The following is a 13,339-nucleotide window of genomic DNA, read 5'->3' on the forward strand; positions in this document are numbered from 1 at the left end:
AGCCCGCCTCATGGCAAAGTTCTTTATTGATCGCCCAATTTTTGCATGGGTGATCGCCATTATTCTGATGCTCGCGGGTATCGCGTCGGTCTTCACGTTGCCGATCGCGCAGTACCCGACGATCGCGCCGCCGGCCGTGCAGATCAGCGCAACGTACCCGGGCGCCTCGGCGAAGACGGTGGAAAACACCGTCACGCAGGTGATCGAGCAGCAGATGAGTGGTCTCGACCATTTGCTGTACCTGTCGTCCACGTCGGACGACTCGGGTACGGCAACCATCACGCTGACGTTCGCGGCCGGCACCAATCCTGACATTGCGCAGGTGCAGGTGCAGAACAAGCTGCAACTGGCCACGCCGCTGCTGCCGCAAGCCGTGCAGCAGTTGGGCACCAAGGTCACGAAGTCGAGCAGCAGCTTCCTGATGGTCCTCGCGTTCAACTCCGAAGACGGCAGTATGAACAAGTACGACCTGGCGAACTACGTCGCGTCGAACATCGAAGATCCGCTCAGCCGGATCGACGGCGTGGGTACCGTGACGCTGTTCGGCTCGCAGTACGCCATGCGGATCTGGCTGGACGCGAACAAGCTCACCAACTTCGGCTTGACGCCGGTGGACGTGCAAACCGCGTTGACGGCCCAGAACGTGCAGGTCGCGGGCGGTTCGCTCGGCGGCACGCCGTCGGTGCCGGGTCAGGTGCTGCAGGCCACCATCACGGAAGCCACGCTGCTGAATACGCCTGAACAGTTCGGCAACGTGCTGCTGAAGGTGAACCCTGACGGCTCGCGAGTCCGTATCAAAGATGTGGCCCGCATCGAGCTGGGTGGCGAAAACTACAACTTCGACACCAAGTACAACGGCCAGCCGACGGCAGGCTTCGGTATTCAGCTCGCGACCGGCGCTAACGCGCTGGCCACCGCCAAGGCCGTCCGCGCGAAGATCGACGACCTGTCGAAGTACTTCCCGCACGGCCTGGTCGTGAAGTATCCGTACGACACCACGCCGTTCGTGCGCCTGTCGATCGAAGAAGTGGTCAAGACGCTGCTCGAAGGTATCGTGCTGGTGTTCCTGGTCATGTACCTGTTCCTGCAGAACCTGCGCGCCACGCTGATCCCGACGATCGCCGTGCCGGTGGTGCTGTTGGGCACGTTCGCGGTCATGGGTCTGGTGGGTTTCTCGATCAACACGCTGTCCATGTTCGGGCTCGTGCTGGCCATTGGCTTGCTGGTGGACGATGCGATCGTGGTGGTGGAAAACGTCGAGCGGGTCATGCAGGAGGAGGGCTTATCGCCTCGAGACGCGACCCGCAAGGCGATGGACCAGATTACCGGCGCGCTGGTCGGCGTGGCGCTCGTGCTGTCGGCGGTGTTCGTGCCGGTGGCGTTCTCGGGCGGCTCGGTCGGCGCGATTTACCGGCAGTTCTCGCTGACCATCGTGGCGGCCATGGTGCTGTCCGTGCTGGTTGCGTTGATTCTGACACCGGCGCTGTGCGCGACGATTCTCAAGCCGGTCGAAAAGGGTCACCAGGAACGCACCACCGGCTTCTTCGGCTGGTTCAACCGCAACTTCAACAAGAGCCGCGACAAGTATCACTCGGGCGTGCACCACGTGATCAAGCGCTCGGGCCGTTGGCTGATCATCTATATGGTGGTGATCTTCGCGGTCGGCCTGCTGTTCGTGAAGCTGCCGAAGTCGTTCCTGCCTGACGAAGACCAGGGCACGATGTTCGTGCTGGTGCAAACGCCGTCGGGCTCGACGCAGGAAACCACGGCGCGCGCGCTGAAGGACGTGTCGGACTACCTGTTGAATACCGAGAAGGACATCGTCGAATCGACCTTCACGGTGAACGGCTTCAGCTTCGCCGGTCGCGGTCAGAACGCGGGTCTCGTGTTCGTGCGGATGAAGGACTACTCGGTGCGTCAGCATACGGACCAGAAGGTGCAGTCGCTGGTCGGCCGTCTGTTCATGCATTTCGGCGGCTACAAGAATGCGCTGGTGTATCCGGTGAATCCGCCGTCGATTCCTGAACTCGGCACCGCTGCGGGCTTCGACTTCGAACTGCAGGATCGCGCGGGTATCGGCCACGACAAGCTGATGCAAGCACGCAATATGCTGCTCGGCATGGCGGCGAAAGATCCGACGCTGGCCCAGGTGCGTCCGAACGGCCTGAACGATACGCCGCAGTTCAAGGTGGATATCGATCACGAGAAGGCTTCGGCGCTCGGCGTGTCGCTGTCGACGATCGACCAGACGTTCTCGATCGCATGGGCATCGCAGTACGTGAACAACTTCCTCGATACCGACGGCCGGATCAAGAAGGTGTATCTGCAAGGCGACGCACCGTTCCGCATGACCCCGGAAGACCTGAACGCCTGGTACGTGCGCAATTCGGCGGGCACCATGGTGCCGTTCTCGTCGTTCGCCAGCGGCACGTGGACCTACGGTTCGCCGAAGCTCGAACGCTACAACGGTATTTCGGCCGTGGAAATCCAGGGCGCGGCTGCACCGGGCAAGTCGACCGGTCAGGCCATGACGGCAATGGAAGCACTCGTGGCGAAGCTGCCGGCGGGTATCGGCTACGAATGGACCGGCTTGTCGTTGCAGGAACGCCAGTCCGGTTCGCAGGCGCCGATTCTGTACGGCATCTCGATCCTCGTCGTGTTCCTGTGTCTCGCGGCGTTGTATGAAAGCTGGTCGATCCCGTTCTCGGTGATCATGGTGGTGCCGCTCGGCGTGATCGGCGCACTGCTGGCCGCTACGCTGCGCGGGCTCGAGAACGACGTGTTCTTCCAGGTGGGTCTGTTGACCACGGTGGGGCTGTCGGCGAAGAACGCGATTCTGATCGTGGAATTCGCCCGCGAGTTGCAGCAAGGTGAAGGCATGGGGCCGGTCGAAGCGGCGCTGGAAGCAGCGCGTCTGCGGCTGCGTCCGATTCTGATGACCTCGCTCGCGTTCATTCTCGGCGTGATGCCGCTCGCGATCAGCAACGGCGCGGGTTCGGCCAGCCAGCACGCGATCGGTACCGGCGTGATCGGCGGGATGTTGACGGCGACCTTCCTCGCGATTTTCATGATCCCGATGTTCTTCGTCGTGATCCGCGCGAAATTCGGTGGTGAGACGGAAGATCCGGATGCAGCGTTCGAACATTCCAACCAGCTCCATCCGCACGATCCGCAAGGTGGTGCGTCGGGCGGTAACGGCTCGGGCAAGGACGGACATTGAGATGCAAAAACACTCTTTGATTGCAGTGGCGGTCGCGTTGTTCGCCGCGGGTTGCACGATGGCGCCGCATTACCAGCGTCCGGCGGAACCCGTGACGTCGACGTTCCCGACCGGCGGCGTGTACGACACGCAACCGGGCGCGACCCAGCCGGGGGCCGAAGCGGGCCAGCAAAAGCCCGGCGCGACGGCCGCCGCGCGTAGCGCGAACGGTGTGGCCGCGGCCGACATCGGCTGGCGCGAATTCTTCGTCGATCCGCGCATGCAGCGGCTGATCGAGATCGCGCTGAAGAACAACCGCGATCTGCGTGTGTCGGTGCTGAACATGCAGGTGTCGCAGGCGCAGTACCGGATCGTTCGCGCCGGCCTGTTCCCGACGCTGGATGCCGCGGGTTCGCAAACCAAGTCGCGTACGCCGAAAGATCTGACGTCGACCGGACTGACGATCTCCAACTCGTACTCGGTCGGTCTGAACGCATCGTGGGAAATCGACTTCTTCGGGCGGATTCAAAGCCTGAAGGATCAGGCGTTGGCGACCTACCTCGGCACGGCGCAGGCGCGCAAGGCGGCGGAAATCGCGCTGGTCTCGCAGGTGGCGAATCAGTATCTGACGGTGCTCGAACTGGACGATCTGCTGAAGGTCACGCAAGACACGCTGAAGACCGCGCAGGAGTCGTATCGGATCACCAAGCTGCAGTTCGACAACGGCACAGGTTCCGAGCTGGATCTGCGCCAGGCGCAAACGGTGGTCGAGACGGCCAACGCCAACCTGCAGGCGCAGGCGCGTTTGCGGGCACAGGGCGAGAATGCGCTGGTGCTGCTGCTAGGCGAGCCGCTGCCGGCTGATTTGCCGCCGGGTCTGACGCTGGACGACCAGAATCTCCTCACGGATATTCCGGCCGGTCTGCCGTCCGATCTGCTGACACGTCGTCCGGACATCATGGAGGCCGAGGAGAACCTGCTCGCGGCCAACGCGAATATCGGCGCGGCACGCGCGGCGTTCTTCCCGAAGGTCTCGCTGACCGGCAATTTCGGCACGCTGAGCCCGTCGCTCGGTGGTCTGTTCAAGCCGGGTTCGGCTGCGTGGGGCTTCGGTCCCTCGATCACGGTGCCGATCTTCGAGGGCGGTCAGAACATCGCCAACCTCGACGTCGCCAACCTGCAGAAGAACGTCCAGATCGCTACGTACGAAAAGGCGATCCAGACGGCCTTCCGCGAAGTGGCGGACGGTCTGGCGGCGCGCGGCACGTACGACCAGCAGATCCAGGCGCTGGAGCGCAATACGTTTGCGGAACAGCGTCGTCTGGATCTGTCGAATCTGCGTTATACGAACGGTGTCGACAGCTATCTGTCGGTGCTGACCGCGCAGACCGATCTGTACACGTCGCAAACGTCGCTGATCACCGCGCGCATGGAGCGCCTGCAGAACCTGGTGACGTTGTACCAGGCACTCGGCGGTGGCTGGGTCGAGCACAACGGCGATCAGCCGCGTCCGGCCGACGCACCGGTGAATTACGGTGCGGCAAGCGCGCCGGTGGCGGCTTCGGCGGCGACGGCGGGTTAGGTCGGAGTCGTCGCGTAGCGGCCAACGCGCAGGACGGCATTCGGTGTCACGGAAGCCGTTCTACGCAGCCGGCACAAGACACACGGCAGCAAACAGCAGTACAAAGCTGAAAACAAAAACGCCACGGCATGCCGTGGCGTTTTTGTTTGTCCGCAGAGGACGAGATGCAATGATTACATTTGCCGCAATTCAGTCACTCAATGCAGATCGGCGGCACGCAGCATTTCATCGTGCGGCGGTTCATTCCCACCGCGTCCGTCGAAATCGTGACCGGCCTTGCGAATCTCGCATTGCGCCTTCTTCTCGCTCTTCACACCGTTGAAGATCAGATTCAGCAGGACGGCAGACACGGAAGCCAGCAGAATCCCGCTGTGCAGCAGCGGCGTCAGTGCGGCCGGCAGCTTCGAGAAGAAGTGCGGCGACACCACCGGCACCAGACCCAACCCGACGCTCACCGCGACGATGAACAGGTTGTGCTGGTTCTTCACGAAGTCGACGCGCGACAGCACCTTCATGCCGTTCGCCGCGACCATGCCGAACATCACGATGCCCGCGCCGCCGAGCACGAAGGCCGGCACCGACGCGACCACTTGCGCCATCTTCGGGAACAGGCCCAGCAGCACCAGAATCACGCCGCCCATGGCGCAGACGAAGCGGCTCTTCACACCGGTCACGCCGATCAGGCCGACGTTCTGCGAGAACGACGTATGCGGGAACGAGTTGAAGATGCCGCCGATCAGCGTGCCCAGACCGTCCACGCGCAGACCGCGCACCAGCGCTTTCTGATCGACCGGGCGATCCACCATGTCGCCGACCGCGAGGAACATGCCGGTCGATTCGATGAAGGTGACGAACATCACGGTGACCATCGTTGCGATCGACAACGGATCGAAGTGCGGCAGGCCGAAGTGGAACGGCATCACGAAACCGACCCACGGTGCGTGCGTGACGCCGTCCATGTTGACGCGGCCGAGCACCAGCGCGATCACGAAACCGGAGACGATGCCGAGCAACACCGAGATATTGGCGAGGAAGCCCTTGGCGAACTTGTTGATCAGCAGAATCAGCGTCAGCACGATGAACGACAGGCCGAGATAGATTGGATTGCCGTAGTCGGGATTGCCCACGCCGCCGGCTGCCCAGTTGATGCCCACTTCCATCAGCGACAAACCGATCACCGAGATCACCACGCCGATCACCACCGGCGGGAAGAATCGCAGCAACTTGCCGACCGCGGGCGCGAGCAGAATGCCGACCACGCCGGCCGCGATCGTCGAACCGAAGATGTCGAGAATGCCGAGCGAAGGATTGGTGCCGATCGCGACCATCGGACCGACGGCCGCGAACGTGCAGCCCATGATGACCGGCAGGCGGATACCGAAGATCCACAGACCGAGCGTTTGAATCAGCGTGGCGATGCCGCAGGAGAACAGATCGGCGCTAATCAGGAAGGCGATCTGATCCTTCGGCAATTTGAGCGCCGCACCGACGATCAGAGGCACTGCGACGGCGCCGGCATACATCACCAGAACGTGCTGGATGCCGAGGGTCAGCAACTGGCCCGCGGGCAGTCGCTCGTCGCACGGGTGAACCGTGTTCGATTGCATATCTTCTGTCTCCACCATCTAGTTTTTGAGATGACTCCAAGGTATCGGGGACGATAAAGTGCAACAAGACCACTGGGGCCTATTCCGGCATTCCCGGTGACGATATGCGTCGTGCCGGTTTGAAAGGCAATTTAAAGCTGCGCGTTTGTCCCATCGGAGGACAGCCCTTTGTAGCGGCGGTGCGGGGCGTTAAGCCGTGCGCGCCATCGCCGGACCGATATGTGTGAGAATCAATGAGGTGTATCTCACTCGACGCATAGTGCTGTTTTCATGCGGCTCGCGGCGCGGCGGGGTTAACCCGCGATCCGGCAAGATCGGCGTGTTTTTGGATGCGCCCTCCGGGGCGCGTCACGGTGACGAAAAAACCGCCTTCGGGGCACCTTTCGCGTGCGCCTCGCGACCCTCATTTTCACCCCTCTTTTGACGTGCAATCGCCCATGAGTTTTCTTGGCATCGACCTCGGCACCGGTTCCCTCAAAGTAGCAATCGTCGATGAACACGGCCGCGAACTCGCGGTCGCGAGCGTCGCTTATACGTTGGAGACACCGCACGCGGGTTGGGCGGAGATGTCGGTGCAAACGTGGTGGCGCGCGCTGTGCGAAGCGGCGTCGCGCTTGCCGCAAGCGTTGCGCAGCGACGTGCGCGCGATCGGCTTCTCCGGGCAGATGCACGGCGTCGTGCTGATCGACGCCGCGGGCGACGCCGTGCGGCCCGCGATGCTGTGGCCCGATACGCGCGCGCTGGGTTTGCTCGACGCGTGGCGCGAGCCGCAAGCGAATCCGGTGGCGCCCGGCATGGCCGGGCCGCTGCTGCGCTGGATCGTGCTGAACGAACCGCACGCCGCGCACAGAACGCGCTGGGCGTTGCAGCCGAAAGACTGGCTGCGCGTGGCGTTGGGCGGCGCGGTGTTGACCGATCCGTCGGACGCCTGCGCGACCGCGCTCGCCGATCCGGCCGGCGTATGGGATACCGCGCTGCTGGCTCGTCTGGAGATTCCGCGCGAATGGTTCGCGCCGTTGGCGCCTTCGTATGCGGCGGGCGGCGTGCTGTCGCAGACGGCGGCGCAGGCGCTGGGCTTGCGCTCCGGCATCGTGCTCGCGACCGGCGCCGCCGACACGCCGTGCGCGGCGCTCGGCAGCGGACTCGCGCGCGATGGCGATGCGTTGCTCACCACCGGCACGGGCGGACAGATCGTCGTGCTGGCGGGGCAAGAGCCGACGGCGGCGAAGGGCCTGCATCGCTATCGGGCGGCTAGCGATCACTGGTATCGGATGGCGGCGATGCAAAACGTCGGCATTGCGCTGGAACGCGTGCGCGGTTGGCTGTCGTATGAGTGGGCCGATGCTTATCGGGAGGCGTTCGGCGAGGCCAACGCGATTGCGCTGAACGGCGCGTCTGTCGACGTCACTACCAGCGCGTTTGGCGAGGCGGGCAGCGCGACCTCCGGCCGTGCCTCAGAACATACCCACGGCGCTGTAGCGCACGCAACCAGCCTGACCTTCCTGCCTTATCTCACCGGCGAACGCACGCCGTGGCTCAACCCATCGGCGCGCGGCGGCTGGCTCGGCCTCGCGCTCGAACACACGCGCGGCACGATGATGCGCGCCGCGTTCGAAGGCGTCGCATTCTCGCTGCGCGCCGGGCTCGACGCGATTCGCGCGAGCGGTGCGACGGTCACGACATTGAAGCTCGCGGGCGGCGGCTCGGTCGACGCGCGCTGGCGGCAGTTGTTGGCCGATGCGCTGGACGTCGAACTGTATGCGGTCGATTGCCCCAACGCGGCGCCACGTGGCGCGGCGATTCTCGGCGGTCTGGCGAGCGGCCATTGGCACGCGAACGATCTCGCGGCGCTTGCGCCAGGCGCCACGCGGGTCGCCGGTCCGCAAGGCGATTCGGCACTGGCCGAACGCTACGCACGCTTTCTCGATCTTTACGGCCGGGTCGAAACCTGGTTCGGCGGCACGGCGGATCGGTGACGCGGCCGGCGCTCGTCGACGCTGGCCGACGATGAGCGCGCCGATGTCCGGTACGGACAATGCCGTGACGCACTTTGCAATACCATTACGCTTTTCGCGCGCTAAGTTAGAGCGCGGCACATCATGCCGGACGCGCGTCGCACTCACAGACCTCAAGGAGCATTCACGATGAAAACCAAAGCCGCCATTGCATGGAAAGCCGGCGCCCCATTGACGATCGAGGAAGTGGATCTGGAAGGCCCGCGCGCCGGTGAAGTGCTGATCGAAGTGAAGGCGACGGGCATCTGCCACACCGACTACTACACGCTGTCAGGCGCGGACCCGGAAGGCATTTTCCCGGCGATTCTCGGCCATGAGGGCGCGGGCGTGATCGTCGATACCGGGCCGGGCGTCGGCACGCTGAAGAAGGGCGATCACGTGATTCCGCTGTACACGCCGGAATGCCGTCAATGCAAGTTCTGCCTGTCGCGCAAGACCAACCTGTGTCAGGCGATCCGTTCGACGCAAGGCAAGGGTTTGATGCCCGACGCCACCTCGCGCTTCTCGCTGGACGGCAAGCCGCTGTTCCACTACATGGGCACGTCCACGTTCTCGAACTACATCGTCGTGCCGGAAATCGCGGTCGCGAAGGTCCGTGAAGACGCGCCGTTCGACAAGATCTGCTACATCGGCTGCGGCGTGACGACGGGCGTCGGCGCGGTGGTGTATTCGGCAAAGGTCGAAGCGGGCGCGAACGTGGTCGTGTTCGGCCTCGGCGGTATCGGCCTGAACGTGATTCAGGGCGCGAAGATGGTCGGCGCGGACAAGATCATCGGCGTCGACATCAACCCGGGCCGGGTTGAGCTGGCGAAGAAGTTCGGCATGACGCACTTCATCAACCCGAACGAAGTCGAGAACGTGGTCGACCACATCGTGCAACTGACCGATGGTGGCGCGGACTACTCGTTCGAATGCATCGGCAATACCAAGGTGATGCGCCAGGCGCTCGAATGCACGCACAAAGGCTGGGGCCAGTCGTTCATCATCGGCGTGGCGGCGGCGGGCGAGGAGATCAGCACGCGTCCGTTCCAGCTGGTGACCGGCCGCGAGTGGAAGGGCTCGGCGTTCGGCGGCGCGCGCGGGCGTACGGATGTGCCGAAGATCGTCGATTGGTACATGGAAGGCAAGATCAATATCGACGATCTGATCACCCACCGTCTGCCGCTCGAACGCATCAATGAAGGCTTCGACCTGATGAAGAAGGGCGAGTCGATCCGCTCGGTCGTGCTGTACTGATGCGGAACGCAACCCACGCAACCCATAAAAAGGAGCAGGGCGATGCTTGAACTTCTGTCGTCGCATGCCTGCCATGGCGGCGAGCAGCGTATCTACCGGCACGACTCGCAGACCGTCGGCCTGCCGATGCGTTTCTCGGTCTATCTGCCGCCGCAGGCGTTGCAAGCGAACGCGAACGTGCCCGCGCTGTTCTATCTGGCGGGTCTCACGTGCACGGAAGAAACCTTTCCGATCAAGGCCGGCGCGCAACGTTTCGCGGCACAGCACGGCATCGCGCTGATTTCGCCCGATACGAGTCCGCGCGGCGCGGGCGTGCCGGGCGAAAGCGCGGCGTGGGACTTCGGTGTGGGCGCGGGTTTCTACGTCGATGCGACACAGCAACCGTGGGCGCAGCACTATCGGATGTACTCGTACGTGCGTGACGATCTGCGCGAAACGGTGCTGGCGAATCTGCCGGTGGACGGTGCGCGCCTCGGTATTTTCGGGCACTCGATGGGCGGTCACGGCGCGTTGATGCTGGCGCTGCGCAATCCGGAGATTTATCGCTCGGTATCCGCGTTCGCGCCGATTGCCGCGCCCACGCGTTGCCCGTGGGGCGAGAAAGCGTTCGGCGGGTATCTCGGCGACGATCGCGAAGCGTGGAAGCAGTACGACGCGAGCGAGCTGGTCGCGCATGCGTCGCGCAAGTTCGCGGCGGGGATTCTGGTGGATCAGGGGCTGGCGGATCAGTTCCTGGCGGAACAGCTGAACCCGGATGTATTCGAGGCCGCCTGCCAGGCGGCGGGTCAGCCGCTGACGCTGCGCCGCCACGCGGGCTACGACCATGGGTATTACTTCATCTCGACGTTCATCGAGGATCATCTCGCGCATCACGCGAAGGTGCTGCTCGGCTGAGTGTGTTGTCGCATGGCGATGACGGTAGCGCGTAAGAGTGCCCGCCGTCATCGCTCTCCACTCAACGCCGCTTCAACAAACTCCCGCCGTACACCACTGCCGACAGCACGGTGATCCAGAAGCTCGTGGGCCAATCGGTATAGAACGCCAGCGTCAAGCCGAGCCACGCCTGCAGCAGCGCAAACACCGCGGCCAGCACGAGTCCGGTCGACAAACGCGTCGTCATGTTTTGCGCGGCGGCAGCCGGCCCGACCATCAACGTGAACACCAGCAGCACGCCGACGATCTGCGTACACGCGGCTACCGCCAATGCGGCAATCGCCAGAAACAGCACTGACACGAGCCGCAGCGACACACCCTTTGCTTCGGCCAGTTCAGGCTGCAACGAAGCGAACAGCAACGGCCGCATGATCGCCGCCAGCGCCAGCAAACTGACTACGCCCAACGCCGCCAGCACGCCCAACGTCGACGTGTTCACGCCGAGCACATTGCCGAACAGCAGCGCGGTGACTTGCGTCGCGTACGCGGTGAAGAAGTGCAGGAACAGCAAACCGAAACCGAGCGACAGCGACAGGATCACGCCGATCGCCACGTCGCGTCCGGCAAGGCGTTCGCCGAGCGCGCCCATGCCGACGCCCGCCGCGAGCGTGAAGCCGATCATCCCCCAGATCGGCGAGATGCCGATCAGCACCGCGCCGGTCGCGCCGGTGAAGCCGACGTGCGACAACGCGTGGCCCGCGAAGGTCTGTCCGCGCATCACCAGAAAATAGCCCACGATACCCGCCAGCACCGCGACGATCCCCGACGCCGCGAACGCGTTGACCATGAAATCGTATTCAAACATCGTGCGTGTGTCCGTCGCGTGAGTCGTGCTGGTGTGAGTGGCCGTGGCCGTGCGAGTGGCCGTGCGCGCCGTGCGAATGGCCGTGGCTATGGCCGCCGTCTTCGTCGTGTTCGTGCTCGTGATCGTGTTTCTCGACCTCGACGTCGCCCGACATCACGAAGATGCGGCCGTTCACCCGCATCACGTCGATCGGCGAGCCGTACAGGCGCGACAGGACCGGGCGGGTGATCACTTCGTCGACGGTGCCGAGCGCGGCCACGCCGCTGCCGAGATACAGCACGCGATCGATCGAGTTCAGCAGCGGATTCAATTCGTGCGCCGAAAACAGCACGGCAATGCCGAGTTCCTGCTGCACGCGCCGCACCAGTTCGACCACGCTCTTCTGATGATGCGGGTCGAGACTGATCAGCGGTTCGTCGAGCAACAGCAGTTTCGGATTGCCGAGCAGGCATTGCGCGAGCAGCAGGCGCTGCCGCTCGCCACCCGATAGTTCCGACAACGGCCGCTCGGCCAGCTTGCGGCCGCCCACCAGATCCAGCACGCGCTCGACATCGGCGCGGGTGTGGGCGTCCGCATGCGGCAAGCCCCAACGATGACCGTCGGCGGCCATCGCGACGAAATCGCGGCCGCGCACGCGCCGCCCAGCGAGCGCGCTGCGCGTCTGCGGCATGTAGCCGATCGACGCATTGCCGCGCTCGACCGGCTGCCCCAGCACGCGGATCGTGCCGCTCGCGGCCGGCACGAGGCCGAGCACCGCGCGCATCAAGGTGGTCTTGCCCGCGCCGTTCGGCCCGAGCACGCCGATGAATTCGCCCTGATTCACCACGAAGCCGGTGTCGCGCAGAATCGTGCGGTCGCCGAGTTCGAGCGTGACCTGCTCGAGTTCGAGCACGGGCGCGTTGGACGGCGCGCCCGAGGGCGCACTTGCTGCAAGGGCTGGCGCGTTGCGGCCAGTCAGAGTCATGGTGTCTTTCCTTTGCTGCCGGAAGCTGCCACCTCGCCCGCGCCGTTCGCTTCGCCCGCGATCAGCGCGGCGTTCAGCGCGTCGAGCTGCGTCAGCATCCACGTCTGATAGGTCTTGCCGGCCGGTTCGGTCTCGGTGACGCTCATGGACGGCACCTTCGATTGCTGCGCGAGCTTCAACATGCGTTTGGTCAGGGCCTCGGTTGCCTGGCTGTTATAGATCAGAACGCGCACGCGCTTTTCGCGCAGGTCGCGTTCGAACGCGGCGATATCGGCCGCGCTGGCTTCGGTGTCGTTCATCGTGGCGAGCTGGAAGCGCAGGTTGCGCATACTCAGCCCGATCGCGTCCGACATATAGCCGAACACCGGCTCGGTCGCCGTGACCGGCACGCCCGCGTAGCGGCCATGCAACTCGGCGACTTTGGCGTCGATCGGCTTCAGCGAATCGAGAAACTTCGCGAGGTTCGCATCGTACGCCGACTTGTGCGCCGGGTCAGCCGCGACGAGCGCTTCGCTCACCGCGCGCGCGACCTTCGGCATGGTGGCCGGGTCGTACCAGAGGTGCGGATTATCGCCGCCTTTCTTGCCGGTGAGGTCGGCGGCGACGATCGTCACGCGCTTCGTGCCCTTCGAGGCGGCCAGCAATTTTGCCATCCACGGATCGTAGTCGGCGCCGTTGTACACCACAAGGCTCGCATGCTGCAACGCGCGCGCCGTCTTCGGGCTGGCTTCGAACAGATGCGGATCCTGGTCCGGGTTGCTGAGAATGCTGGTCACGTCGACACGATCGCCGCCCAGTTGCTGCACCACGTCGCCGTAGAAATTCTCCGCCGCGACCACCGGGATTTTCGCATCCGCGGCGAACGCGCTGTGACCGATCGCGAACGCGGCCGTGGCCGCCGCAACGTATTTCGACAGCTTCAGCGCGCGGTGCGCACCGTTGAACATCGAGCCGAGTTTCTTCATCGTTGTTTCCTGCTGCGTGAGAGTTGAGTGAAT

Annotated in this window: 9 protein-coding genes; 5 read left to right on the forward strand and 4 right to left on the reverse strand. The window is 64.1% G+C overall.

The features are described 5' to 3' along the window. Positions 1–10: 10 nt before the first annotated feature. Positions 11–3,220 carry an efflux RND transporter permease subunit gene (locus GGD40_RS16120; RefSeq protein ID WP_179703178.1) on the forward strand — a complete coding sequence of 1,070 codons (3,210 nt, stop codon included), beginning with the start codon at positions 11–13 and terminating at the stop codon, positions 3,218–3,220. A gap of 1 nt (position 3,221) precedes the next feature. Then, complete coding sequence (locus GGD40_RS16125) at positions 3,222–4,781, forward strand: efflux transporter outer membrane subunit (protein WP_179744223.1); 1,560 nt, start codon at positions 3,222–3,224, stop codon at positions 4,779–4,781. A 197-nt stretch (positions 4,782–4,978) separates the two neighbouring features. On the opposite strand, the gene GGD40_RS16130 is transcribed toward GGD40_RS16125, so the two are convergent. Next, positions 4,979–6,388 (reverse strand): nucleobase:cation symporter-2 family protein, encoded by a 1,410-nt coding sequence (locus tag GGD40_RS16130; protein ID WP_179703180.1) that lies wholly within the window; start codon positions 6,386–6,388, stop codon positions 4,979–4,981. A 437-nt stretch (positions 6,389–6,825) separates the two neighbouring features. Here GGD40_RS16130 and GGD40_RS16135 point away from each other — a divergent pair, with 437 nt between their 5' ends. The 3 genes from GGD40_RS16135 to fghA all read left to right on the forward strand — a co-directional run bounded on the left by GGD40_RS16135 (position 6,826) and on the right by fghA (position 10,533). Beyond that, complete coding sequence (locus tag GGD40_RS16135) at positions 6,826–8,364, forward strand: xylulokinase (RefSeq protein ID WP_179744224.1); 1,539 nt, start codon at positions 6,826–6,828, stop codon at positions 8,362–8,364. Positions 8,365–8,532: 168 nt separating this feature from the next. Next, the gene (locus tag GGD40_RS16140) at positions 8,533–9,639 is read left to right on the forward strand and encodes an S-(hydroxymethyl)glutathione dehydrogenase/class III alcohol dehydrogenase (protein ID WP_020069206.1); all 1,107 of its coding nucleotides are present in this window, start codon (positions 8,533–8,535) and stop codon (positions 9,637–9,639) included. Positions 9,640–9,681: 42 nt separating this feature from the next. Continuing rightward, entirely contained in the window at positions 9,682–10,533 is an 852-nt protein-coding gene (gene fghA, locus GGD40_RS16145) for an S-formylglutathione hydrolase (RefSeq protein ID WP_179744225.1), read from the forward strand. A gap of 61 nt (positions 10,534–10,594) precedes the next feature. Here the strand turns inward: fghA and GGD40_RS16150 are convergent, their stop codons facing one another. Genes GGD40_RS16150 through GGD40_RS16160 form a run of 3 tightly spaced genes read right to left on the reverse strand, consistent with a single transcriptional unit; the run spans position 10,595 to position 13,306 of the window. Further along, positions 10,595–11,377: a metal ABC transporter permease gene (locus GGD40_RS16150; RefSeq protein ID WP_179703183.1), complete on the reverse strand. Its 783-nt coding sequence runs from the start codon at positions 11,375–11,377 to the stop codon at positions 10,595–10,597. After that, the gene (locus tag GGD40_RS16155; protein ID WP_179744226.1) at positions 11,370–12,341 is read right to left on the reverse strand and encodes an ABC transporter ATP-binding protein; all 972 of its coding nucleotides are present in this window, start codon (positions 12,339–12,341) and stop codon (positions 11,370–11,372) included. Before GGD40_RS16155 ends, GGD40_RS16150 begins: the two co-directional genes overlap by 8 nt. Then, positions 12,338–13,306 (reverse strand): metal ABC transporter solute-binding protein, encoded by a 969-nt coding sequence (locus tag GGD40_RS16160; protein WP_179744227.1) that lies wholly within the window; start codon positions 13,304–13,306, stop codon positions 12,338–12,340. The genes GGD40_RS16155 and GGD40_RS16160 overlap by 4 nt, the downstream gene beginning before the upstream one ends. Positions 13,307–13,339 lie beyond the last annotated feature (33 nt).

This window comes from Paraburkholderia bryophila (genome assembly GCF_013409255.1).
In the GTDB taxonomy this organism is placed as follows: Bacteria; Pseudomonadota; Gammaproteobacteria; order Burkholderiales; family Burkholderiaceae; genus Paraburkholderia.

Bases quoted from the DNA above. Each gene is read 5' to 3' on its own strand.
- GGD40_RS16120 (WP_179703178.1), top strand. From the start codon at position 11: ATGGCAAAGTTCTTTATTGATCGCCCAATTTTTGCATGGGTGATCGCC.
- GGD40_RS16125 (WP_179744223.1), top strand. From the start codon at position 3,222: ATGCAAAAACACTCTTTGATTGCAGTGGCGGTCGCGTTGTTCGCCGCG.
- GGD40_RS16130 (WP_179703180.1), bottom strand. From the start codon at position 6,388: ATGCAATCGAACACGGTTCACCCGTGCGACGAGCGACTGCCCGCGGGC.
- GGD40_RS16135 (WP_179744224.1), top strand. From the start codon at position 6,826: ATGAGTTTTCTTGGCATCGACCTCGGCACCGGTTCCCTCAAAGTAGCA.
- GGD40_RS16140 (WP_020069206.1), top strand. From the start codon at position 8,533: ATGAAAACCAAAGCCGCCATTGCATGGAAAGCCGGCGCCCCATTGACG.
- fghA (WP_179744225.1), top strand. From the start codon at position 9,682: ATGCTTGAACTTCTGTCGTCGCATGCCTGCCATGGCGGCGAGCAGCGT.
- GGD40_RS16150 (WP_179703183.1), bottom strand. From the start codon at position 11,377: ATGTTTGAATACGATTTCATGGTCAACGCGTTCGCGGCGTCGGGGATC.
- GGD40_RS16155 (WP_179744226.1), bottom strand. From the start codon at position 12,341: ATGACTCTGACTGGCCGCAACGCGCCAGCCCTTGCAGCAAGTGCGCCC.
- GGD40_RS16160 (WP_179744227.1), bottom strand. From the start codon at position 13,306: ATGAAGAAACTCGGCTCGATGTTCAACGGTGCGCACCGCGCGCTGAAG.